The following is a 21,442-nucleotide window of genomic DNA, read 5'->3' as shown; positions in this document are numbered from 1 at the left end:
GCCACGCTAGTGCCGGGGATCGTCGTGCGCCCGGCAGACGGACGGGCGGCGCCCCCGCCCCCTCCGCCAGCCCTCCGTGCCGAGGGTCGGGCGGCGCTCCGCCAGCCCACGGTGCCGAGGGTCGGGCGGCGCTCCGCCAGCCCACGGTGCCGAGGGTCGGGCGGCGCTCCGCTAGCCCTCGGTGCCGAGGGTCGGGCGGCGCTCCGCTAGCCCTCCGTGACGAACGGGCTGCTGGCGATCTCCGTGCCGTCGTCCAGCTTCTGGATGTCGAAGTCGTTGAAGACGTTCGGGACCTCGGCCTGCAGCTGCCGCAGGCACTCGATGGCCAGGGCGCGGATCTCCACGTCGGCGTGCTCGGTGGCGCGCATGCCGATGAAGTGCCGCCAGGCCCGGTAGTTGCCCGTGACGACGATCCGGGTCTCGGTGGCGTTGGGCAGGATCGCCCGCGCGGCCTGCCGGGCCTGCTTGCGGCGCAGCGTGGCGTTCGGGACGTCCGCGAACCGCTTCTCCAGGCCCTCGAGGAGCTCCTCGTACGCCTTCACCGACGCCTCGGCCGCCGCGAGGAACTTCTCGTGGAGCTCGGGATCGTCCGCGATGACCTCGGGCTCGACCATCGCGGCGTCCCGCTCCGGCACGTACCGCTGGGAGAGCTGCGAGTACGAGAAGTGCCGGTGCCGGATCAGCTCGTGCGTGAGGCTGCGCGAGATCCCGGTCAGGTAGAAGCTGACCGTGCCGTGCTCGAGCACGGACAGGTGCCCGACCTCGAGGATGTGCCGCAGGTAGCCCGCGTTCGTGGCGGTCCGCGGGTTGGGCTTGCTCCAGGACTGGTAGCACGCCCGACCGGCGAACTCGGCGAGCGCCTGCCCGCCGTCCGCGTCCGTCTCCCACGGCACGTCGGCCGGCGGGAGGAACTCGGTCTTGGCGACGAGCTGGACCTTCGGCGGGACGGTCTGCGGCATGGTCGGCAGCGTAACCGGCGGGACCGACGGAACCGGCCCGGCGTCCGCGTGACATCACGGTGCTGCTTGCATGACGTCATTAGTGACGCCATAGTGGCGTCATGGACATCGGCCAGTACGTCGCACAGCTGCGGGAGGACCTCGCGTCCGCCGCCGCCGCGGGCGACGAGCAGACCCAGCGCACGGCCGCGCTCCTCGGCGCGGCGATCGAACCCGCGGCCCGGCTGGCCGTCATGAACGCCCTCTCCGACCTGGCCGCCGAGGTGACCGAGGCGCTCGGCGACCGCACCGTGGAGGTGCGCCTCGACGGGCGCGACGTCCGCGTGGCCGTCTCCGGCCCCGCCGAGGAGCACGCGCAGGAACCGCCGCGCTTCACCCCGCCCGGCCCGGGCGACGCCGGCGACATCAGCCGGATCACGCTGCGGCTGGTCGAGCAGATCAAGGCGCAGGCCGAGCAGGCCGCGGCGCAGCAGGGCGTCTCGCTGAACTCCTGGGTCTCCCAGGCGGTCCAGGGCGCCCTCGCCGGCAAGCAGCGGCGGTGGGAGCAGCGCGGCCGGGGCTGGCCGCGGCCGGACGGACCGGGCGGCCGCGACGACGGCCGCGACGACGACCGCGACGACGACGGCGGCGACGGTCGCCTCCGCGGATGGGTGCAGGGGTGAGCGCGATGACCGAACCGGACGAGGACCTGGTCCGCCAGCAGGCCTGGGACTGCACGGAGCCCGCCGAGCTCGAGGTCACGATCGACGTCGGGCGGGTGCGGATCGAGCTGAACGACGAGGCCACCAAGGTCCGCGTCGAGGTGCGCCACGAGCCCGGCGCCGAGAGCCCCTGGGAGCAGGGCATCACCGGCATCCTCAACTGGCTGGGCACCGCGACCGGCGAGATGGGCGACCCCGGTGCCGCCGCGGTGCGCGCCGCCGAGATCCACTGGACCGAGGCCGGGCGGCGGCTGGTGGTGCGCTCCACCGAGGAGCTGCCGCTGCGCGTGGTGCCGCTCGCGGTCACCGTCTGGGCGCCCGCGCGCTCCCGGCTGGCCGTGCGCACCGGCGCCGGCGACGTCACGGTGACCGGCCGCTCCGGCTGGTCGGCCGTGCGCACCGGCTCCGGGAACGCCCGGCTCGACGAGGTCACCGGCGCCCTCGAGGTCGGCACCGGGTCCGGCCGGGTGGAACTCGGCATCGTCGGCGCCGAGGCCAAGCTCCGCACCGGCTCGGGCGGGATCTCGGCCGCCGCCCTGTCCGGTCCGACGACGGTGAAGGCGGGCTCCGGCGACGTCTCGCTCGGCGAGGTGCACGCCGACCTCACGCTCAAGACCGGCTCCGGCGACGTCGACGTGGCCGACGCCTTCGCCGGCCGCTTCGAGCTCACCACCGGCTCGGGGTCGATCCGGGTCGGGGTGCACTCCGGTGTCGCCGCCGAGCTCGACCTCACCTCGGGCTCGGGGCGCGCGCGCAGCGACCTCGACGTCGGCCGGGTCGCCCGGGCCGAGGCCCCGCCGCTGCGGATCGCGGGCCGCACCGGGAGCGGGGACATCCACATCACCCGCGCGGCGACCGCTGCGGTCTGAGGGGGTCTGAGGGGTCCACGGTGAGGCCGGGGCACCCCCGGCCTCACCCCACCGCGCCCCCCAGCGCCCCGGCCAGGTCACCCCGCTCGCCCACGACCACTCCCTCGAGCCCCAGCCACTCCGCCATGTGCCGCAGCTCGGCGGCCAGCTCGGCCGCCACCCGCGGCACCTCGGCGCCCGCCTCGGCGAACGCGCCCTGCACCCGCAGCACCCCGGCCGCCCGGTCCGCCTTGAGGTCCACGCGGGCGACCAGCTCGCCGTCGAGCAGGAACGGGAAGACGTAGTAGCCGTACTCGCGCTTCGGTTCAGGGACGTAGATCTCGATGCGGTAGCGGAAGCCGAAGATCCGCTCGGTGCGCTCGCGCTCCCAGATCAGCGGGTCGAACGGGGCCAGCAGCGCCCGCCCCTCGACCCGCCGCGGCACGCCCGTGCCCGGCGCCCGGTACGCCGGCGCCCGCCAGCCGCGCACCGCGACCGGCTCGAGCTCGCCGGCCTCGACCAGCTCCTGCACCGCACGCCGGCTCTCGGCGGGCCCGAGGCGGTAGTAGTCCCGCAGGTCCGGCTCGGTCGCGACGCCCAGCGCCCGGGCCGCCCGCCGCACCAGCCCGCGCGCCGCCTCGCCGTGGTCCATCGGGTGCGCGGCGAGCACCGCGGGCGGCAGCACCCGCTCGGTGAGGTCGTAGAGGCGCTGGAAGTTGACCCGGGTGCCGGTGGTGAGCGCGCCGAGGCCGAACAGGTACTCGCAGATGCGCTTCACGTCCGACCGCTCCCACCACGACACCCCGGGCGGGCGCGGCGTGCCCGCGGCGCCGCCGAGGGCCGTCTCCAGGGTGCCCGCGCCGACCGGGCCGAGCTCCTTGACCGCGGCCAGCACGTCGTCCACCAGGGCGGGCTCGCGGTCGGCCAGCTGCGCGTAGTGCCGCCACCAGCCCGGCCGCTTCGCCCCGGACAGCAGCAGCGGCCAGTCCTCCACCGGCAGCAGGCTCGCCTCGTGCGCCCAGTACTCGACCAGCAGCCGCGGCCGGCGCGCGGTGTGGTGCCAGGCCGACCGGTCGAGCAGGTCGCGCGCGTAGGCGCCGAGCCGGCTGAAGACCGGCATGTAGTGCGCCCGCACGGCGACGTTCACCGAGTCGAGCTGCAGCAGCTGTACCCGGCCGAGGACCCGCTGCAGGTGCCGGCGGGTGACCGGGCCCGCCGGCCGCGGCTCCGCGAAGCCCTGCGCCGCCAGCGCGGTCCGGCGCGCGACGTCGGCCGAGATCGTCCTCACGGGAGGCATGCTGCCAGGACGCACCGACACTTTCCGAGACGAGCGGGAAGCGGAGGCCTCAGCGGGCGGGCGGCGGGTCGGGCAGCGGTTCGGCCGCGCGCTCGTCCGGCGCCCCGGCCGGCCGCCGCTCCGCCCGCACCACCAGCACGACCGCGACGAGCACGATCATCCCGCCCAGGCCCTGCAGCGCCGTGAACCGCTCGTCGACCAGGAGGACGCCCAGCAGGACCGCGATGACCGGGTTGACGTAGGCGTAGGTGGCGACCGTGGACACCGGCAGCCCGCGCAGCGCGATCGCGTACGCGCTGAAGCCGCCCAGGGTGGCGAGCGCGGCGGCCGCCCAGACCCACCAGGTCCCCGCCGGGAGCGCGCCGGGGTGGACCCGCCCGCCCGCCGCGGACCCGACCGCCACCATGATCGCCCCACCGGTGACCATCTGCACCGTCGCCAGCGCGAACGGGTTCGCCGGCACGGGCAGCCTCGTCGTCGCGTAGGTCCCCGAGGCCCACCCCAGTCCCGCCAGGACCACCAGCCAGGGCCCCCACCACGCGCTCCCGGCGGTGCCGCCCGAGCCGGGGCCGGCGAGGACCAGCACACCCAGCCCGACGAGGCCGACCAGCACGCCGACCAGGGTGGCCGGGCCGGGCCGGTCACCGAAGATCGTCCGCAGCACCGCGATGTAGAGCGGCACGACGGCCAGCAGCAGCGCCGCGAGCCCGGACGGGATCTGGGTCTGCGCCACGGCGACCAGGCCGTTGCCCCAGGCGGGCAGCAGGAGCCCGGAGAGCATCGTGGTGAGCAGCTGCGGCCGGGTCATCCCCAGGCCGCGCGGGCCGCGGACCACCAGGACCAGCAGCCCCAGCGCGGCCCCGGCGGTCAGGAACCGGAAGCCGCCGGCCAGCAGCGGCGTCACGTGCGTGATCAGCAGCCGGTTCAGCAGGTAGATCGAGCCCCAGAGCAGGTAGACGAGCGAGAGCGCCACCCAGGCCGTCCGGGCGCCGGACGGACGATCGTTCACGTCCTCGCACGCTGCCACGTCCGGCGGCGCCGGGCCAACCCCGCGGCCGGTGTCCGCCGTCACCCCGGCGCGCGGTACGAATAGCGGCATGGCCCTCGCCTCGGTCCGCCCCGCGGTCGACGCCGACGTCGACGAGATCGTCCGCATCCAGGCGGGAACCTGGCGGCTGGCCTACGCCGGGATCGTCCCGGAGGCCGCGCTGGACCGGCTGACCGGCGACGACGCCCGGCGCGCCTGGCGGGACGCGGTCGCCGCCGGCGAGCCCTTCCACGTCTTCGTGGCGCTCGAGGGCGACCGGACCGTCGGGTTCTGCGCCGCCGCGCACTACGCCGGGCAGGACGGGCTGGCGATCGCGGAGATCAGCGCCCTGCTCGTCGAGCCGCGCTGGGGCCGGCGCGGGCACGGCGGGCGGCTGCTCGCCGTGGCCGGCGCCGCCCTGCGCCGGGCCGGGTCGGAGCAGGGCCGGGCCTGGGTGCCCGAGGCCGACACCGCCTCGCGGGCCTTCTACACCCGGGCCGGCTGGGCCGCCGACGGCGCGGTGCGGACCCTCGACACCGGCGACGGCACCGTGCGCGAGGTCCGGCACAGCGGCCCGTTGGACCTCGAGCTGACCTGACTCACAGGCCGAGCAGGGGCTCCAGGCCGAAGGTCAGGCCGGGCCGGCCGGGCACCGCGCGGATCGCCATGAGCACGCCCGGCATGAACGACGCCCGGTTCATCGAGTCGTGCCGGATCGTCAGGACCTCGCCCGCGCCGCCGAGGATGACCTCCTGGTGGGCGACCATCCCGGGCATCCGGACGGCGTGCACGTGGATCCCGTCCACCTCGGCGCCGCGGGCGCCGAGCGGGTCGCTGGCGGTGGCGTCGGGCACCGCGCCGAGCCCGGCGGCGGCGCGCGCCTCGCCGATCAGCGCCGCCGTGCGGGCGGCGGTGCCGGAGGGCGCGTCGACCTTCTTCTCGTGGTGCAGCTCCACGATCTCGGCCGACTCGAAGAACCGCGCGGCCTGCGCGGCGAAGTGCATGGCCAGCACGGCGCCGACGCCGAAGTTCGGGGCGATCAGCACGCCCTGGCCCGGCTTGTCGGCGAGCCAGCCGCGGACCGTGTCCAGCCGCCCGGCGTCGAAGCCCGACACCCCGACCACGGCGTGCTGCCCCCGGTCGAGGACGTGCTGGAGGTTCTCCATGACGACGTCGGGCCGGGTCAGGTCGACCACGACCTCGGCGTCGTCGGCGGCGGAGATCGGGTCGGCCGAGCCGACCTCCGCCACGAGCTCCATGTCCTCGGCGGCGCGCACCGCCGCGCACGCCTCGGAGCCCATGCGCCCCTTCGCCCCCAGCACCGCCACCCGGATCGCACTCACGGAACCGAGCCTAGGCGGCGCTCCTCGTCACGCCAGGACGAGCCCGGCGATCCACGCGCCGGTCATGAGCAGGCCCGCCGCGAGCTCGATGAGGATGCTCCAGCCGACGGCCGAGAGCGCATGCCGCGTCGACGGCCAGGCCCGCGCGGAGCTGCGGAGGCGGGCCAGCTCGGCGAGGTAGACGCCGAGCACGAACCCGAGGAACAGCCCGACGACCGGGACGACGAAGAAGCCCACGATCCCCAGCACGCCGCCGGCGAGCAGGCTGCGACCGGGGACGCCGGCGTCGCGCAGCCGCTTCCCGGGCACGAGGACCTTCGCCAGCGAGCCGAGCACCAGCAGCCCGCCGGCGATCCCGAGGACCCACCAGCCGAGGGCGTCGCCGCGCGGGACGGCCCAGACGGCCACGCCGACCAGGATCACGATCAGCCCCGGCAGCACCTGGACGACGACCCCCACCAGGCCGACCAGGATCAGCAGCCCCGCGACCAGCGCCGTCACCACGCGATCAGGCTAGCGGGCCGTCAGCCGAGGTCGTGGAGGGCGGCGGGGAGGTCCTCGACGGAGTCGTAGGGGCCGACGACGGCGGCGGTGAGGTCCTGCGCGAGCAGCCCGGCGGCGAGGTCGGCGACCTGGGCCGGGGTGACGGCGTCGATCCGGGCGAGGCTCTCGGAGATGCTGCGCTGCCGCCCGTGGTCGAGCTCGGAGCGCCCGAGCCGGTTCATCCGCGAGGCCGTGTCCTCCAGCCCCAGCACGGTGCCCCCGCGCAGCGAGCCCTTCGCCCGCACCACCTCGGCCTCGGTGAGGCCCTCGGCGGCGACGCCGGCCAGCACGTCCCGCACCACGGCGACGACCTCGCCGAGCCGCTCGGGCGCGCACCCGGCGTAGACGGAGAAGGTGCCGGCGTCGGCGTAGCAGGCCTGCGCCGAGTACACCTGGTAGGCCAGCCCGCGCTGCTCGCGGACCTGCTGGAACAGCCGCGAGGACAGGCCCCCGCCGAGCGCGGCGTTGAGCACCGCGAGGACGGGGCGGCGCTCGTCGTGCCGGTCCAGCCCGGGCACGCCGAGCATCAGGTGCGCCTGCTCGGAGTCGTCCGTGCGCAGGGCCAGGGCCCTGCGGGCGGGCAGCCGGGCGCGCCCGGCCGGGCGCGGGCCGGCCGGGGCGACCTCCGGGCCCTCGCCCAGCGCCTTCGCGGCCAGGTCGGCGAGGTGCCCGTGGTCGAGGTTGCCCGCGGCCGCGACCACCATGCGGGGCGTCGTGTACTCGCCGCGCCAGAAGTCGTGGAGCGTCTCGCGGCTCATCCCGCGGATCGACTCCTCCGAGCCGATCACCGGGCGGCCGAGCGGGTGCGTCGCGAACACCGTCTCGTCGAAGAGCTCGCCGAGCAGGTCCTCGGGGTCGTCGTCGCGCATGGCGATCTCCTCGAGGACCACCCCGCGCTCCAGCTCGACGTCCGTGTGCGCGAGCTCGGCGTTGGTCACGACGTCGGCGAGGACGTCGAGCGCCAACGGCAGGTCCTCGTCGAGGACGTGCGCGTAGTAGCAGGTGTGCTCCTTGGCGGTGAACGCGTTCAGCTCGCCGCCGACCGCGTCCATCTCCTCGGCGATCCCCTGCGCCGTGCGCCGACCGGTGCCCTTGAACAGCAGGTGCTCGAGGTAGTGGGCGGCCCCGGCCTGCTCCGGGCGCTCGTCCCGGGAGCCGATGGCGATCCAGATGCCCAGCGCGACGGAGCGCACGCCGGGCACGTGCTCGGTGAGCACGCGCACCCCGCTCGGGAGCGTGGTGCGCGAGACCCCGTCCGGAGAGGAACGAACGGCACTCCCGTGCGCCGCACGGGAGTGCCGTTCGTCCGCTGCGCGAGTGCTCAGCTGGAGACCTCGGCCGGCTCGGCCGTGTCCTCGGCCGGCGCGTCGGCCGGGGCGGCGTCGCCGCCCGCGGCCTCCTCCTGCACCGGCACGAGGCTGATCTTGCCGCGGTTGTCGATGTCGGTGACCTCGACGCGGATCTTGTCGCCGACCTTGACGACGTCCTCGACCTTGCCGATCCGCTTCCCGTTGCCGAGCTTCGAGATGTGGACCAGGCCGTCCTTGCCGGGGACCAGCGAGACGAAGGCGCCGAAGGCCGCGGTCTTGACGACCGTGCCCAGGAACCGCTCGCCGATCTTCGGCAGCTGCGGGTTGGCGATGGCGTTGATCATGCCGATCGCCTCCTCCGCCGAGGGGCCGTCGGCGGCACCGACGTAGATCGTGCCGTCGTCCTCGATGGAGATGTCCGCGCCGGTCTTCTCCGTGATCGAGTTGATCATCTTGCCCTTCGGGCCGATGACCTCGCCGATCTTGTCGACGGGCACCTTGATCGCGGTGACCCGCGGCGCGTAGGTGCTCATCTCGTCCGGCCCGTCGATCGCCTCGGAGAGGACCTCGAGGATGGTCAGGCGGGCGTCCTTGGCCTGGTTCAGCGCGGCGGCGAGGACCTCGGACGGGATGCCGTCCAGCTTGGTGTCCAGCTGCAGCGCGGTGACGAACTCGGCCGTGCCGGCGACCTTGAAGTCCATGTCGCCGAACGCGTCCTCGGCGCCCAGGATGTCGGTCAGGGCGACGTAGGACATCTTTCCGTCGACCTCGTCCGACACCAGGCCCATCGCGATGCCCGCGACCGGCGCCTTGAGCGGCACACCGGCGTTGAGCAGCGACATCGTGGACGCGCAGACCGAGCCCATCGACGTCGAGCCGTTGGAGCCGAGCGCCTCGGACACCTGGCGGATCGCGTACGGGAACTCCTCGCGCGTGGGCAGGACCGGGACGAGCGCCCGCTCCGCCAGCGCGCCGTGGCCGATCTCGCGGCGCTTCGGCGAGCCCACCCGGCCGGTCTCACCGGTCGAGTACGGCGGGAAGTTGTAGTGGTGCAGGTACCGCTTGGCCGTCTCCGGGCCGAGCGAGTCGATCTGCTGCTCCATGCGGAGCATGTTCAGCGTGGTCACACCCAGGATCTGGGTCTCGCCCCGCTCGAACAGCGCCGAGCCGTGCGCCCGCGGGACGACCTCGACCTCGGCCGAGAGCGGCCGGATGTCGGTGAGCCCGCGGCCGTCGATCCGGACCTTGTCGCGCAGGATCCGCTGGCGGACCAGCTTCTTGTTCAGCGACCGGAACGCGGCGCCGAGCTCCTTCTCGCGGCCCTCGAACTGCTCGCCCAGCGAGGTCAGGACGTTGAGCTTGACCTCGTCGACCTTGGCCTCACGGTCCTGCTTGCCGGCGATCGTCAGCGCCTCGGCCAGGTCCGCCGAGGCGGCCTTCTCGACGGCCTCGTACGCGTCCGGCTGGTAGGCCGGGTAGGTCGGGAACTCGCCGGTGGGCTTGGCGGCGGCGTCGGCCAGCTGCTGCTGGGCCGTGCACAGGGTGCGGATGAACGGCTTGGCCGCCTCCAGGCCCGCCGCGACGACCTCCTCGGTCGGGGCGGCCTCGCCGCCGTCGACCAGCTCGATCGTCCTCTCGGTGGCCTCGGCCTCGACCATCATGATCGCGACGTCGTCACCGACGATGCGGCCCGCGACGACCATGTCGAACACGGCGCGCTCGAGCTGGTCCCAGGTCGGGAAGGCCACCCACTGGCCGTCGATCAGCGCGACGCGCACGCCGCCGATCGGGCCGGAGAAGGGCAGGCCCGCCAGCTGGGTCGAGGCCGACGCGGCGTTGATCGCCACGACGTCGTACGGGTCCTGCGGGTGCAGCGACATCACCGTGACGACGATCTGGATCTCGTTGCGCAGGCCGTCGACGAACGACGGGCGCAGCGGCCGGTCGATGAGCCGGCAGGTGAGGATCGCGTCCGTGCCGGGACGGCCCTCGCGGCGGAAGAACGAGCCGGGGATGCGGCCCGCGGCGTACATGCGCTCCTCGACGTCCACCGTGAGCGGGAAGAAGTCGAAGTGCTCCTTGGGCTGCTTCGACGCCGTGGTGGCGGACAGCAGCATGGTCTCGTCGTCGAGGTAGGCGACGACGGAGCCGGCGGCCTGGCGGGCCAGCCGACCGGTCTCGAAGCGGACCGTCCGGGTGCCGAACGAGCCGTTGTCGAGGACGGCGGTGCTCTCGTGCACGCCGTCGTCGACCGTGACGTTGGGATCGGTCATGAAGTGGTGACTCTCCTTCGACGGAGCGCCACCTCGCCGGGATCCTCCGCGGAGCCGGTCTTCGATCGAAGCTCCCGGACGACTCGTCGTTCCGGGGGCCACTACCGAGGACCGGCGGATCTGGGGGCGCGGTGGCGGTGTGGTGTTCAGTTCTGCCCCCGGGCGCCGGGGCAGCTCACGCCGCCCCGGCCCCGGAGCGGGTCAGCGGCGCAGTCCGAGCCGCTCGATCAGCGAGCGGTAGCGCTGCACGTCGACCGACGCCAGGTACTTCAGCAGGCGGCGGCGGCGGCCGACCATGAGGAGCAGGCCGCGGCGCGAGTGGTGGTCGTGCTTGTGCTGCTTGAGGTGCTCCGTCAGGTCGCTGATGCGCTTGGTGAGCAGCGCGACCTGGGCCTCCGGCGAGCCGGTGTCGCCCTCGTGGACGCCGTACTCGTCGAGGATGGACTTCTTCTTCGCGGCGGTGAGTGCCACTGCGGTGGTGCTCCTTCGTGTGGTGACGTCCGTGGGGCCCGCGCCCGGGCCATGCGCTCGCCGTGGTGGGCGACCGCATCGGGGCGGGAAGCTGGTCTCGGCCGCCACGGACTGCAGCCGGACCCGCCACAGAGGCTACCAGCGCGGCCCGTCCCACCTCCGGGTACCCGGGGATCGTCGCCGGTCAGGACCGGTGGGGGCGGTGTGGCGCGCGGTGCTCGACGGACGCCGGCGGCGATGCCGCCCAAGATCGTACCGGAGATCGTCCCGGCCCTCAGCGGGTGGCGGCGGCGCGGCGCAGGAGCGCCGCGAGCTCCGGGAAGGTCGCGGCGAGGGCCGCGGCCGCGGCCACCAGCTGCGTGGGCCCGGCGACCCGGCGGAGCGCCTCGGCGGCGAGCAGTCCGGGATCGCGCCGGGGGTCGGGGCGGGTGGCCGGGTGCCGTCGCACCGGGACGCCGACGGGTGCGACGGCCGGGTCGCGGCTCGCCCCGACCGGCCGGGCGCGCAGGGCCGGCCACTCCGGCGAGGCGGTGCGCACCTCCTCGAGCAGGGCGGGCACCTCCTCCGGCGCGACGGGTCCGGCCGCGCACCGCCCGTCGAGCAGGAGCAGGCGGGCGAGGACGGCCGGATCACCGATCTTCACGCGCTTGGCGCCGACCAGCTGCGACAGCATCGCCGGGCTCATCCCCAGGGTCGCGGCGACCGTCCCCTGGGTGACGCCGAGCGCCCGCGTCATGCGGTGCACCCGCTCGGCGAGCGGGGTCCCGTACAGCGCCCGCTGTCGCTCCCGGTTGGCGGCGAGCCGGTCGGTCTCCACGTCCGGATGCTGGCAGCTCCGACCCGCTCGCCGGGGCGGAACGGGAGAACTCGGCACCGGGAACCGCGGCGCGACCGGCAGACACACCCGATCAGGTGGCCGCACCTCCGCTCCGGCGAGCGCGGGCACCTCAGGCGCCCAGCAGCTCCCGCGTCCGCTCGACGTCGGCGTTCATCTGCTCGATCAGCGGGTCGATCCCGTCGAACCGCTCCTGCCCGCGCAGCCGGTGGGCGAACTCGATGCCGACCTCGTGGCCGTAGAAGTCCTCGTCCACGTCGAGCACGTAGGCCTCGACGGTGCGGACCTTGCCGGAGAAGGTCGGGTTGGAGCCGACGGAGATCGCGGCGGGCAGCCGCCGCTCGCCGAGCCGGAACCAGCCCGCGTAGACGCCGTCGGCGGGCAGGGCGGTGTGCGCGGCGCAGGCCACGTTCGCGGTCGGGAAGCCCAGGTCCCGGCCGCGCTTGTCGCCGTGCACCACCACGCCGTCCACCCGGTGCAGCCGGCCGAGCGCGGCGGCGGCGGCCTCCATGTCCCCCGCGTCGATGCACGAGCGGATGTAGGTGGAGGAGAAGGTGACGCCGTCGTCCGTGATCAGGTCGAGGGCCTCGACCTGGAAGCCGAACTTCACCCCGAGCTCGCGCAGGGTGGTGATGTCCCCGGCGGCCTTGTACCCGAAGGTGAAGTTGGTGCCCACGATCACCACGGCCGCGTGCAGGGTGTCGACCAGGACCTCGTGCGCGAACTCCGCGGGCTTCATGTGCGCGAGCTCGGCGGTGAACGGGATGACGCAGAACGCGTCCGCCCCCGCCTCCTCCACCAGGTCGGCGCGGCGTTCGAGGGTGGTCAGCGCGGCGGGGTGCGAGCCCGGCCGGACCAGCTCGGCGGGGTGCGGGTCGAAGGTGACGACGACGCTGCGCAGGCCGCGCTCCCGGCCCCGGGCGACCGCCCGCTCGATCAGCTGCCGGTGCCCGCGGTGCACGCCGTCGAAGACCCCGATGGTCACGACGCTGCGGCCCCACCCCGACGGCACGGCCTCGAGTCCCCGCCACCGCTCCACGATCGCCACCCTACGGAACCCGCCTGCTCACGACCCCGCCGGGGCGAGCACCACGACCGGCTTCGCCGCACCCCCGGAGTCGGCCATCAGGGCGAGCACCCGCCCGTCCGGTGCGAAGACGCCGTAGGTGCCGCTCAGGCCCGCCGCGGGCAGCCGCTTGCCGTGCGCGACGTCCGTGGCCCCGCCGGCGTCGACCTCGCGGCGCGGGAAGGCGGTCGCCACCGCGGCGGCGAGGTCGAGCGAGAGCCCGGGTGCGGCCTCCAGGTCCTCCAGCGTGCGTGCCCGGGACAGGTCGAAGGGGCCGACCCGGGTGCGCCGCAACGCCGTGAGGTGCGCGCCCACGCCGAGCGCCGCGCCCAGGTCCCGGGCCAGGGCCCGGACGTAGGTGCCCGACGAGCACGCCACCGCCACGTCCAGCTCCGCCCCGCGGCGCTCGAGGAGCCGGAACTCCGAGACGGTCACCGGGCGGGCCGGGATCTCCACGGTCTCCCCCGCGCGCACCCGCGCGTAGGCCCGCTTCCCGTCGATCTTGATCGCGCTGACCGAGGACGGGACCTGGAGGATCTCCCCCGTCAGCGCCGCCATGGCCGCGGCGACCGCCGGGTCCCCGACCCCGGAAGGGTCGGCGGAGGCGACGACCTCGCCCTCGGCGTCGTCCGTGGTCGTCGTGGCGCCGAGCCGGATCGTGGCGGTGTAGGCCTTGGTGTCGAGCGCCAGGTGCCCGAGCAGCTTCGTGCCCCGCTCGACCCCGCACACCAGCACGCCGGTGGCCATCGGGTCGAGGGTGCCGGCGTGGCCGATCCGGCGGGTGCGCAGGATGCGCCGCAGCCGGGCGACCACGTCGTGCGACGTGAGACCGCCGGGCTTGTCGACGATCACGAGACCCGGTTCGGGCGGGGCGACGGAACGGGCGGGGTCGGGCCTGGGCACAGCCGGCGACCCTACTTCCCCAGCCGGTACCCGACGCCGCGTGCCGTCACGATCACCTCGGGCCGGCCCAGCTTCGACCGCACCAGCGCGACGTGCGCCTCCAGCGTGCGCCGCGCCGAGGGGTCGCTGGTCCCCCACACCTCGTCGAGCAGCTCGTCCCTGGCGACGACCGCGCCCTCCCGGCGGGCGAGCGCAGCGAGCAGGTCGAACTCCTTGCGCGCCAGCCCGACCTCGGCGCCCCCCACGGTCACCGCGCGGCGGGCGAGGTCGATCTCCACGTCCCCGGCGACGACCGCCGGGGCGACCCCGAGCCCGCGGGTGCGGCGCAGCACGGCGTCGATCCGGGCGAGCAGCTCCTCGACCAGGAAGGGCTTGACGATGTAGTCGTCCGCCCCGTTGCGCAGCCCGCTGACCCGCGCCTCCACCGCGCCCCGCCCGGTCACCGCCAGGATCGGCACCCGCGAGACCGCCCGGATGCCGCGGCACACCCCGATCCCGTCCCGGTCGGGCAGCCCCATGTCGAGGAGCACGACGTCCGGTTCGGACTCCCGCACGGCCGCGAGCGCCGCGGCCCCGCTGGTGACGTGCCGGACCCGGAAGCCCGCGGCGCCGAGGGCCTTGGCCATCGCGCCGCCGAGGACGGTGTCGTCCTCGACGAGAAGTGCGCGCACCGTCCGGTTGCTCCCATCCTGCGGAACCTCAAGCTCCGCCCAATTATGGACGTCCACGCCCTGACATGGCGCCGGTCACGTTCCTAGCGTGCTCCCGGCACCGGACGTCGAGGAGGACGACACGTGACAGCAACCGAAGCGGCACCTCGCAAGCGCTTCTACACCCAGCTCTGGTTCTGGGTCATCGTCGGCATCGTCCTCGGCGTGGTGTTCGGGCTCGTCGCGCCCGACAGCGCCAAGGGCGCCAAGTGGCTGGCCGACGGCTTCATCCAGATGATCAAGGTGATCGTGGCCCCGGTCATCTTCTGCACCGTCGTGGTGGGCATCGCCTCGATCGGCAACCTCGCCCGCGCCGGCGGGCTGGCACTCAAGGCGCTGTTCTACTTCCTGGTCGCGACGGTCGTCGCGCTGACGATCGGCCTGCTCGCGGCGAACGTCTTCGCGCCGGGCTCCGGGTTCACCGGCCAACCGTCGGCGACCGCACTGGAGTCGGCGGCCAAGCAGGTCGACCAGGGCGCGCAGGACGCCGGGTTCACCGGCTTCATCCTCAACGACCTGCTCCCGACGAGCTTCCTCGGCCCGTTCGTGGACAACGAGGTCCTCCGCGTCCTCGTGCTGGCGATCCTCACCGCCTGCTCGGTGTCGCTGCTGGCCGCGCCGCTGCGCAGGCGCGTCGTCGGCTCGATCGAGACGATCGCCAAGGTCATCTTCGGGATCATCAAGCTGATCATGTGGGCCGCGCCGGTCGCCGCGTTCGGCGGTATGGCCTACACCGTCGCCCAGTTCGGCGCCTCGTCGCTGACCAACCTCGTCAAGCTGATGGGCGTCTTCTGGGGCACCTGCGCGTTCTTCGTCGTGGCCGTGCTCGGGCTCGTGTCCTGGTGGGCCGGGTTCAACATCCTCAAGGTCATCCGGCTGATCAAGGACGAGCTGCTGATCATCGTCGGCACCTCGTCCTCGGAGTCGGTGCTGCCGCGCCTGCTCACGAAGCTGGAGGCGGCGGGCGCCTCGAAGCAGACCGTCGGCCTGGTCATCCCGACCGGCTACTCGTTCAACCTCGACGGCACCTGCATCTACCTGACCCTGGGCGCGCTGTTCATCATCCAGGCGGGCAACGAGTCCCTGCCGATCGGCCTGCAGATCGGCCTCGCCCTGCTCATGGTGCTGACCTCGAAGGGCGCGGCGGGCATCACCGGCGCCGGCCTGGTCACCCTGGCCGCGTCGCTGCAGGCCTTCGGCGGCGAGTTCTTCTCGGCCGAGGCGATCGCCGTCGGCATCGCGCTGATCATCGGCATCGACCGGGTGATGAGCGAGGGTCGGGCGCTGACCAACTGCATCGGCAACGTCGTGGCCACCCTGGTCATCGCCCGCTGGAACGGCGAGCTCGACCGCGAGCGGCTCAAGGCGGTGCTCGACGACCCGTCGCTGGTCGACGAGGCCATGGAGCTCGAGCACGGGTCGGGCGACGGGGAGGCGGACACCGACACCGAGGAGCTGACCCGGGAGCCCGTCGCCGTGGGCGCCCGAACCGGCTCGGGCAACGGCCACGAGATCGCCGGCGAGGGCACCGGCACGGCCCCGTCGCCCGCCGGACGGGCGGCCGAGCGCGACGGCGAGACCCACGAGTCCCTCCGGTAGCACAATCACCGGCGTGTCCCCCCGACCCCGCCGCGGTTCCCGCCTCGTCGGCCGGCTGCTCCTGCTGCAGCTCGTGACGGTGCTGGTGACCGTCGGCGGGGTCGCGGCGTCGGGGATCCTCGGCGCCCGCGAGCTGGAGTCGGCCGCGGCCGGCCGGCTCACCCTGGCGACCGCGCAGTCCGTGGCCGGCGACCCCGGGGTCGTCGCGGCGGTGCGGGCGGGGGGCGACCCGCTCGTCGTCTCCCGGACCCTGCAGCCCCTGGCCGAACGGGTGCGGGTCGCGACCGGCACCGCGTTCGTCGTGATCATGACGCCCGACGGGGTGCGCTACACCCACGCCGAGCCGGACCGGATCGGCGGCGTGTACGTCGGCTCGATCGCCGAGGCCCGCGCCGGGCACGCCTACACCGAGGACTACCCCGGCACCCTCGGGCCGTCGGTGCGCACCGTCGTGCCGGTGACCGACCGGGGCCAGGTCGTCGGGCTGGTGTCGGTGGGCGTCCTGGAGACCCGGATCAGCGCCCTGGTGGCGCGCGAGCTGCCGTGGATCCTCGCGGTGGCCGCGGGCGCCGTGGCCCTGGGCGCCCTCCTCGCCTGGCTGCTGGCCCGCCGGGTGCGCCGGCAGACGCTCGGCCTGGAGCCCGAGGAGATCGCCGCGGCCTACACCCACCACGACGCCGTCCTGCGGGCGGTCCGCGAGGGCCTGATGGTGCTCGACCGGGACGGCCGGGTGGTGGTGCTCAACGCCGAGGCGCGCCGGCTGCTCGGCTTCTCCCCCGACGAGCCCGTGGAGGGACGACGGCTGGTGGAGCTGGGCGTGGACCCGGCGCTGCGGGCGGTCACCCGGCTGGCCACCGGCGGCGTCGAGGATGTGCGCGACACCCTCACGCTCGCCGGCGAGCGGGTCCTGCTGCTCTCCCGCACGGCGGCCGGGCCCCGCGCCGGGGACGGCACCCGCGTCGTCACGCTGCGGGACCGCACCGAGCTGTCCGGGGTGCTGCGCGAGCGCGACGCCGCCCGGGATCGCGCCCGCGCACTGGCCGGGCAGGCCCACGAGTTCGCCAACCGGATGCAGACGGTGCTCACCCTCGTGCAGCTCGGCGACACCGACGACGCGCTGCGGGCCGGCACCGCGGCCGTCGACCGGGCCCGCGGGCCGGTGCTCGACACCGTGCACGACCCGGTGCTGGCCGCGCTGCTCACCGACAAGGCCTGGACCGCCAGCGAGCGCGGGATCGCCTTCACCGTGCAGGACGAGACCGAGGGCCCGGTCCCGCTGGACCCCGACGACGTGGTCTCGCTCGTCGGCAACCTGGTCGACAACGCCCTCGACGCCGCGGAGGGCTCGGCCGACCCGCGGGTGGAGGTGCGCCTCGCCGACGGGGTGCTCGAGGTCGCCGACTCCGGGCCGGGCATCCCGCCCGAGGCCGCCGACGACGTCTTCGAGCACGGCTTCTCCACCAAGGAGGCCGGGCCGGACCGGCCGCGCGGGATCGGGCTGGCGCTGGTCGCGCGGATCGTGCGCCGGCTCGGGGGCACGGTCGAGGTGGTCCCGCGCGCGCCGGGGACGCTCTTCCGGGTCAGCCTGCCTGCTCGGCCGGACCCAGCACCGCGCCCGGCACCGCCCAGCGTCCCGACCGCGTCCGCAGGCCCACCGCCACGAACCTGACCAGCATGAACAGCGACAGGCCGGTCCAGATCCCGACCAGCCCCCAGCCCGCGACCAGCGAGATCCAGATCAGCGGGAGGAACCCGCCGACGGCCGCGAGCAGGGTCGTCGTGCGCAGGAACGCGGCGTCGCCGGCGCCGAGCAGCACGCCGTCGATCGCGAACACCACCCCGGCCACCGGCTGCAGCGCCACGAAGAACCACCAGGCCTGCGGGATGGTGTCCAGGGTGGCCGCGTCCGCGGTGAACAAGCCGGGCAGCACCGGGTAGAGCGCCGCGAACACGCCCGCGAACACGATCCCGAGCACCAGCCCGTACCGGATCACCTGCGCCGCGACGCCCTTGGCGTGCTCGGCGCCGCCCCCGCCCAGGGCCGCGCCGACGAGGGCCTGCGCGGCGATCGCGACGGCGTCGAGCACCAGGGCCTGGAAGTTCCACAGCTGCAGCACCACCTGGTGCGCCGCCACCGTCGACGCCCCGAACCGGGCCGCCACCGCCGTGGCCGACAGGAAGCAGATCTGGAAGCCGGCGGTGCGCAGGATCAGGTCGCGGCCCATCGACAGCTGTGCCCGGATCAGCGAGAGCCGCGGGAGCAGCGACACCTCGGGGTGCGCCTTCTTCTCCCGGGCGAGCGCGGCCAGGAACAGCCCGGCGACGACGACCTGTGCCGCCACGTTCGCGACGGCCGAGCCCTCCAGGCCCCACCCCAGCCCGTGCACCAGCACCGGGCAGAGCACCGCGGACAGGCCGTTGCCGGCCAGGACGTAGCGCAGCGGACGGGCGGTGTCCTGCACGCCCCGCATCCAGCCGTTCCCGGCGAGCGTGACGAGGATGAGCGGCGCCCCGAACAGCGCGATCCGCAGCCAGGCCACGGCGGCGTCGGCGACCGCGCCGCCGTCGCCCAGCGCGTTCGCGACCGGGCGCGCGACCAGCTGCCCGACCCCGAGCACCAGCAGCCCGACGGCGAGCGCCACCCAGGTGGCCTGCACGCCCTCGACGACCGCCTCGGGCCGCCGGCCCGCGCCGTGCAGCCGCGCCGAGCGCGCGGTGGTGCCGTAGGACAGGAAGTTCAGCGCCGTGGTGACCTGCGCGAACAGCACGCCCGCGACGGCGAGGCCCGCGAGCGGGACCGCACCCAGCCGCCCGACGACGGCGGTGTCCACCAGCACGTACAGCGGCTCCGCGGCCAGCACCGGCAGGGCCTGCACCGCGAGCCGGAGCACCTGCCGGGCGGGCACCCCCTCCTGATCGGACGAGCTCACCCGGTCATGGTTCCACAGCGCACGGACCCGCCCCCGAGCCCGCGTCATGGATCCGTACTGCGCCCACACGTCGTCCGAGATCGCGTTGTGGGATCCGTACTGCGCAGATCCGGCGCCTCGGACCCGCGTTGTGGGTCCATGGTGCGCTCGTCGGCTCTACCCTCCCGGGATGCTGGTCGGGCGGGACGCGGAGCTGCGCGAGCTCGAGGGCGCGGTGGCCGAGGCCCTGCGCACGGGCCGCGGCTGGACCGCGCTGCTCACCGGCGAGCCCGGCATCGGCAAGACGACCCTGGCCGCCGAGCTCGCCGCGCGGACGCGAGCGGCGGGTGTCGCCACGGCCTGGGCGGCCTGCCGGCAGGAGGGCGGCACCCCGCCCTACTGGCCCTGGGCCCAGCTGCTGAGGCGGCTCGGCCGGGCCGAGGCCCTCGCCGTGCCCGAGGGCGACGCCGAGCTGGCCCGCTTCCTGCTGTTCGACGCCGTCGGCGCGGCCCTGCGCGCGGCCGCGCCCGTCCTCCTCGTCCTCGACGACCTGCACTGGGCGGACCCGGACTCGCTGCGCCTGCTCGCGGCGCTCGGCGCCCACGTCGGCGAGGCCCCGGTCCTGGTGCTGGGCACATACCGGGACACCGAACCGGGCGGGGCGGCCGGGCTGGCCGCCGACCGGCGGATCGGGCTGGCCGGGCTGGCCGCGGCCGATCTCGGCGCCGCCCTGCGCGCGACCACCGGCGAGGACGTCGATGACGGGGCGACCGCGGCCCTGCACCGCCGCACCGGCGGCAACCCCTTCTTCGCGGCCGAGATCGTCCGCATGCTGCGCGGGCGACATACCGCAGACACCGCCGACACCGCCGGCAGCGCCGACGAGGCGGGCACCGCGCTGCCGAGCGGCGTCCGGGCGGTGCTGGAGCGCAGGCTGGGTCTGCTCGACGAGCCGGTTCCCCGGATCCTGCGGGCCGCCGCGGTGCTGGACGCCGGCACCACGGCCGGGGTCGACGCCGTCCTGCTGGCCGCGGTGGCCGACGTCCCGGTCGGCGTGCCGGCCGGGGCGCTCGCCGCCGCCGTCGAGGCACGCCTGGTCGTCGCGCACGAGGGCCGCCACCGCTTCCCGCACGCCCTGGTCGCCGAGACGCTGCGCGCGCTGACGCCGCCGGCCGAGGCGCTCGTGTTGCACCGCCGCGCGGCCACGGCCCTCGCGGCCCGCCTCGACGCCGCGGTCGGCGTCCCGGCCGAGCTCGCGCGGCACCGGGTCGCGGTGGCCGGGCTCTCCGGGCAGCCGCGGGAGCGGGCGGAGGCCGCAGCGGCTGCGGTCCGCGCCGCGACGGCCGCGCCCGCGGCCGCGGCCCACGGGGACGCCCTCCGCTGGTGGGAGACCGCCCTGGCGCACCTCGACGTCCGCGGTCCGGCACCCGACCGCGGGGAGGTGCTCTGCGCCCTGGGCGAGACCGCCCTCGCCGCGGGCGATCCCGAGCGCTCCCGCACGGCCTACCGCGAGGCGGGCGCGTACGCCCGCCGGCACGACCGGCCCCGCCTGCTCGCGAAGGCCGCGCTGGGCGCCACCGGCGGCACCACCGGCTTCGAGATCGACCTGCGTGACCCGGACCGGTGCGCCCTGCTCGAGGAGGCGCTGGCCGCCGTCCCGCGCGACGAGCCGGCGCTGCACGCGGCTCTTGCGGCGCGGCTGTCGGTCGCGCTCGCCTTCACCGGTGCCGAGTCGCGACGGCGGGCCCTCGCCGACGAGGCCGTGGCCGGCGCGCGCAGGCTGGGCGAGCCGCGCGTGCTGGCCGCGGCCCTCGCGGCCCGCTGCGACGCGATCGCCGGGCCCGGGCACGTCGCCGAGCGGCGCGCGGCGGCGGACGAGATCGTGGCGTGCGCGCGACGGATCCCGGACCGCGCGGTCGAGGTCCTCGGCCGAGGGCCCGGCTCGGTCGCCCTGGCCGAGGCGGGCCGCTGGGCGGAGGTCGACGTGGAGATCGACGGGTACGCACACGTGGCGGAACCGCTGCGGCAGGCCGGGCTGAGCTGGTGCGTCCCGCTCTGGCGGGGCGCCCGCGCGCTCGCCGTCGGCGACGAGGAGGCGCGGCGCCGGCACGACGCCGAGCTCGCCGAGCTGGTCTCCCGCTCGCGCAGCGGCAACGCGGAGATCCTCCTGCTCACCCAGCGGTTCGTCGCGGCGGTGCTCCGCGACCGACCCGAGGAGGCGGACCTCGACGGCTTCCTGCGCCTGGCCCCCGAGCTCGGACCCTCCGGGTACGCGACCCACGCCCTGCTGCGCGCGCTCGCCGGCGGGACCGGGGCGGGCGACCTGCTCGGACGCTGGCTCGACGAGCGCGGCGCAGGGCCGCACGACAGCGAGTGGCTGCCCGAGGCCGTGCAGGCGGCGCAGGCCGCGCTGCTGCTCGGCGACCGCCCGGCCGCCGCCCGCACGTACGCGCTGCTGCTCCCCCACGCCGGGCTGTTCGCCGTGGAGGGGATGGTCGCCGGCACCTGGGGCTCGGTCGACGCGTTCCTGGGCCGGCTGGCCGCGCTCCTCGGGGACCGGGCCGCCGCGCGGCGGCGCCTCGCCGCGGCGGCCGGCGCCGACGCGCGAGCCGGCGCCGCCCTCGAGCGGCGCACCCGGGCGTGGGCGG

General features: G+C 75.5%; 19 protein-coding genes. 6 read left to right on the top strand and 13 right to left on the bottom strand.

All coding sequences use genetic code 11. The features are described 5' to 3' along the window. Nucleotides 1-206 precede the first annotated feature (206 nt). The gene (gene thyX, locus ACFQH9_RS08540; protein WP_379565378.1) at nucleotides 207-959 is read right to left on the bottom strand and encodes an FAD-dependent thymidylate synthase; all 753 of its coding nucleotides are present in this window, start codon (nucleotides 957-959) and stop codon (nucleotides 207-209) included. 101 nt (nucleotides 960-1,060) lie between these two features. Between thyX and ACFQH9_RS08535 the strand changes: the two genes are divergently transcribed. Then, complete coding sequence (locus ACFQH9_RS08535) at nucleotides 1,061-1,621, top strand: toxin-antitoxin system HicB family antitoxin (protein ID WP_379565377.1); 561 nt, start codon at nucleotides 1,061-1,063, stop codon at nucleotides 1,619-1,621. 5 nt (nucleotides 1,622-1,626) lie between these two features. Then, nucleotides 1,627-2,529, top strand: coding sequence for a DUF4097 family beta strand repeat-containing protein (locus ACFQH9_RS08530; RefSeq protein WP_379565376.1), 903 nt, complete (start codon nucleotides 1,627-1,629; stop codon nucleotides 2,527-2,529). Between the two features lie 43 nt (nucleotides 2,530-2,572). Here ACFQH9_RS08530 and ACFQH9_RS08525 read toward each other — a convergent pair whose 3' ends face one another. Then, nucleotides 2,573-3,805: a winged helix-turn-helix domain-containing protein gene (locus tag ACFQH9_RS08525; RefSeq protein ID WP_379565375.1), complete on the bottom strand. Its 1,233-nt coding sequence runs from the start codon at nucleotides 3,803-3,805 to the stop codon at nucleotides 2,573-2,575. Nucleotides 3,806-3,854: 49 nt separating this feature from the next. Continuing rightward, nucleotides 3,855-4,814, bottom strand: a complete 960-nt coding sequence (locus ACFQH9_RS08520; RefSeq protein WP_379565374.1) for an EamA family transporter — start codon at nucleotides 4,812-4,814, stop codon at nucleotides 3,855-3,857. Between the two features lie 88 nt (nucleotides 4,815-4,902). On the opposite strand from ACFQH9_RS08520, the gene ACFQH9_RS08515 reads away from it, so the two are divergent. Continuing rightward, complete coding sequence (locus ACFQH9_RS08515; RefSeq protein WP_379565373.1) at nucleotides 4,903-5,430, top strand: GNAT family N-acetyltransferase; 528 nt, start codon at nucleotides 4,903-4,905, stop codon at nucleotides 5,428-5,430. A 1-nt stretch (nucleotide 5,431) separates the two neighbouring features. Here the strand turns inward: ACFQH9_RS08515 and dapB are convergent, their stop codons facing one another. From dapB to ACFQH9_RS08470, 9 genes are all read right to left on the bottom strand, one after another. Further along, nucleotides 5,432-6,175 carry a 4-hydroxy-tetrahydrodipicolinate reductase gene (dapB, locus tag ACFQH9_RS08510; RefSeq protein ID WP_379565372.1) on the bottom strand — a complete coding sequence of 248 codons (744 nt, stop codon included), beginning with the start codon at nucleotides 6,173-6,175 and terminating at the stop codon, nucleotides 5,432-5,434. 27 nt (nucleotides 6,176-6,202) lie between these two features. After that, a complete protein-coding gene (locus ACFQH9_RS08505; protein ID WP_379565371.1) occupies nucleotides 6,203-6,679 on the bottom strand; it encodes a DUF456 domain-containing protein in 477 nt (158 codons plus the stop codon). A 20-nt stretch (nucleotides 6,680-6,699) separates the two neighbouring features. After that, complete coding sequence (locus tag ACFQH9_RS08500; protein WP_379565370.1) at nucleotides 6,700-7,941, bottom strand: M16 family metallopeptidase; 1,242 nt, start codon at nucleotides 7,939-7,941, stop codon at nucleotides 6,700-6,702. Nucleotides 7,942-8,039: 98 nt separating this feature from the next. Beyond that, nucleotides 8,040-10,301 carry a polyribonucleotide nucleotidyltransferase gene (locus ACFQH9_RS08495; RefSeq protein WP_379565369.1) on the bottom strand — a complete coding sequence of 754 codons (2,262 nt, stop codon included), beginning with the start codon at nucleotides 10,299-10,301 and terminating at the stop codon, nucleotides 8,040-8,042. A 201-nt stretch (nucleotides 10,302-10,502) separates the two neighbouring features. Then, on the bottom strand, nucleotides 10,503-10,772 hold the full coding sequence (rpsO, locus tag ACFQH9_RS08490) for a 30S ribosomal protein S15 (protein WP_379565368.1): 270 nt from the start codon (nucleotides 10,770-10,772) through the stop codon (nucleotides 10,503-10,505). A gap of 274 nt (nucleotides 10,773-11,046) precedes the next feature. Beyond that, nucleotides 11,047-11,589, bottom strand: coding sequence for an XRE family transcriptional regulator (locus ACFQH9_RS08485; protein WP_379565367.1), 543 nt, complete (start codon nucleotides 11,587-11,589; stop codon nucleotides 11,047-11,049). A gap of 130 nt (nucleotides 11,590-11,719) precedes the next feature. Next, nucleotides 11,720-12,646 (bottom strand): bifunctional riboflavin kinase/FAD synthetase, encoded by a 927-nt coding sequence (locus ACFQH9_RS08480; protein ID WP_379565366.1) that lies wholly within the window; start codon nucleotides 12,644-12,646, stop codon nucleotides 11,720-11,722. A gap of 27 nt (nucleotides 12,647-12,673) precedes the next feature. After that, nucleotides 12,674-13,576, bottom strand: a complete 903-nt coding sequence (gene truB, locus ACFQH9_RS08475; RefSeq protein WP_379565365.1) for a tRNA pseudouridine(55) synthase TruB — start codon at nucleotides 13,574-13,576, stop codon at nucleotides 12,674-12,676. 11 nt (nucleotides 13,577-13,587) lie between these two features. Further along, the gene (locus tag ACFQH9_RS08470) at nucleotides 13,588-14,247 is read right to left on the bottom strand and encodes a response regulator transcription factor (RefSeq protein WP_379565364.1); all 660 of its coding nucleotides are present in this window, start codon (nucleotides 14,245-14,247) and stop codon (nucleotides 13,588-13,590) included. A 123-nt stretch (nucleotides 14,248-14,370) separates the two neighbouring features. On the opposite strand from ACFQH9_RS08470, the gene ACFQH9_RS08465 reads away from it, so the two are divergent. Then, nucleotides 14,371-15,885: a cation:dicarboxylate symporter family transporter gene (locus ACFQH9_RS08465; protein ID WP_379565363.1), complete on the top strand. Its 1,515-nt coding sequence runs from the start codon at nucleotides 14,371-14,373 to the stop codon at nucleotides 15,883-15,885. Nucleotides 15,886-15,898: 13 nt separating this feature from the next. Next, nucleotides 15,899-17,554, top strand: coding sequence for a sensor histidine kinase (locus ACFQH9_RS08460; protein ID WP_379565362.1), 1,656 nt, complete (start codon nucleotides 15,899-15,901; stop codon nucleotides 17,552-17,554). Here ACFQH9_RS08460 and ACFQH9_RS08455 read toward each other — a convergent pair. Beyond that, nucleotides 17,466-18,815, bottom strand: coding sequence for an MATE family efflux transporter (locus tag ACFQH9_RS08455; RefSeq protein ID WP_379565361.1), 1,350 nt, complete (start codon nucleotides 18,813-18,815; stop codon nucleotides 17,466-17,468). The two genes, ACFQH9_RS08460 and ACFQH9_RS08455, sit on opposite strands and share 89 nt — an antisense overlap. Before the next feature lie 169 nt (nucleotides 18,816-18,984). On the opposite strand from ACFQH9_RS08455, the gene ACFQH9_RS08450 reads away from it, so the two are divergent. Further along, nucleotides 18,985-21,442: ATP-binding protein (locus tag ACFQH9_RS08450; RefSeq protein WP_379565360.1), on the top strand; the 2,458-nt coding region annotated here is incomplete at its 3' end.

This window comes from Pseudonocardia lutea, assembly GCF_042658055.1.
GTDB classification, from domain to species: Bacteria; Actinomycetota; Actinomycetes; order Mycobacteriales; family Pseudonocardiaceae; genus Pseudonocardia; species Pseudonocardia lutea.
Note: the sequence above shows the minus strand (reverse complement) of the source record. Positions and strands in the feature narration are given on the sequence as shown.

What these genes read in the sequence shown, in the direction of transcription:
- ACFQH9_RS08525 (WP_379565375.1), bottom strand. Translation starts at nt 3,805, where the DNA reads ATGCCTCCCGTGAGGACGATCTCGGCCGACGTCGCGCGCCGGACCGCG.
- ACFQH9_RS08515 (WP_379565373.1), top strand. Translation starts at nt 4,903, where the DNA reads ATGGCCCTCGCCTCGGTCCGCCCCGCGGTCGACGCCGACGTCGACGAG.
- ACFQH9_RS08495 (WP_379565369.1), bottom strand. Translation starts at nt 10,301, where the DNA reads ATGACCGATCCCAACGTCACGGTCGACGACGGCGTGCACGAGAGCACC.
- ACFQH9_RS08530 (WP_379565376.1), top strand. Translation starts at nt 1,627, where the DNA reads ATGACCGAACCGGACGAGGACCTGGTCCGCCAGCAGGCCTGGGACTGC.
- ACFQH9_RS08535 (WP_379565377.1), top strand. Translation starts at nt 1,061, where the DNA reads ATGGACATCGGCCAGTACGTCGCACAGCTGCGGGAGGACCTCGCGTCC.
- thyX (WP_379565378.1), bottom strand. Translation starts at nt 959, where the DNA reads ATGCCGCAGACCGTCCCGCCGAAGGTCCAGCTCGTCGCCAAGACCGAG.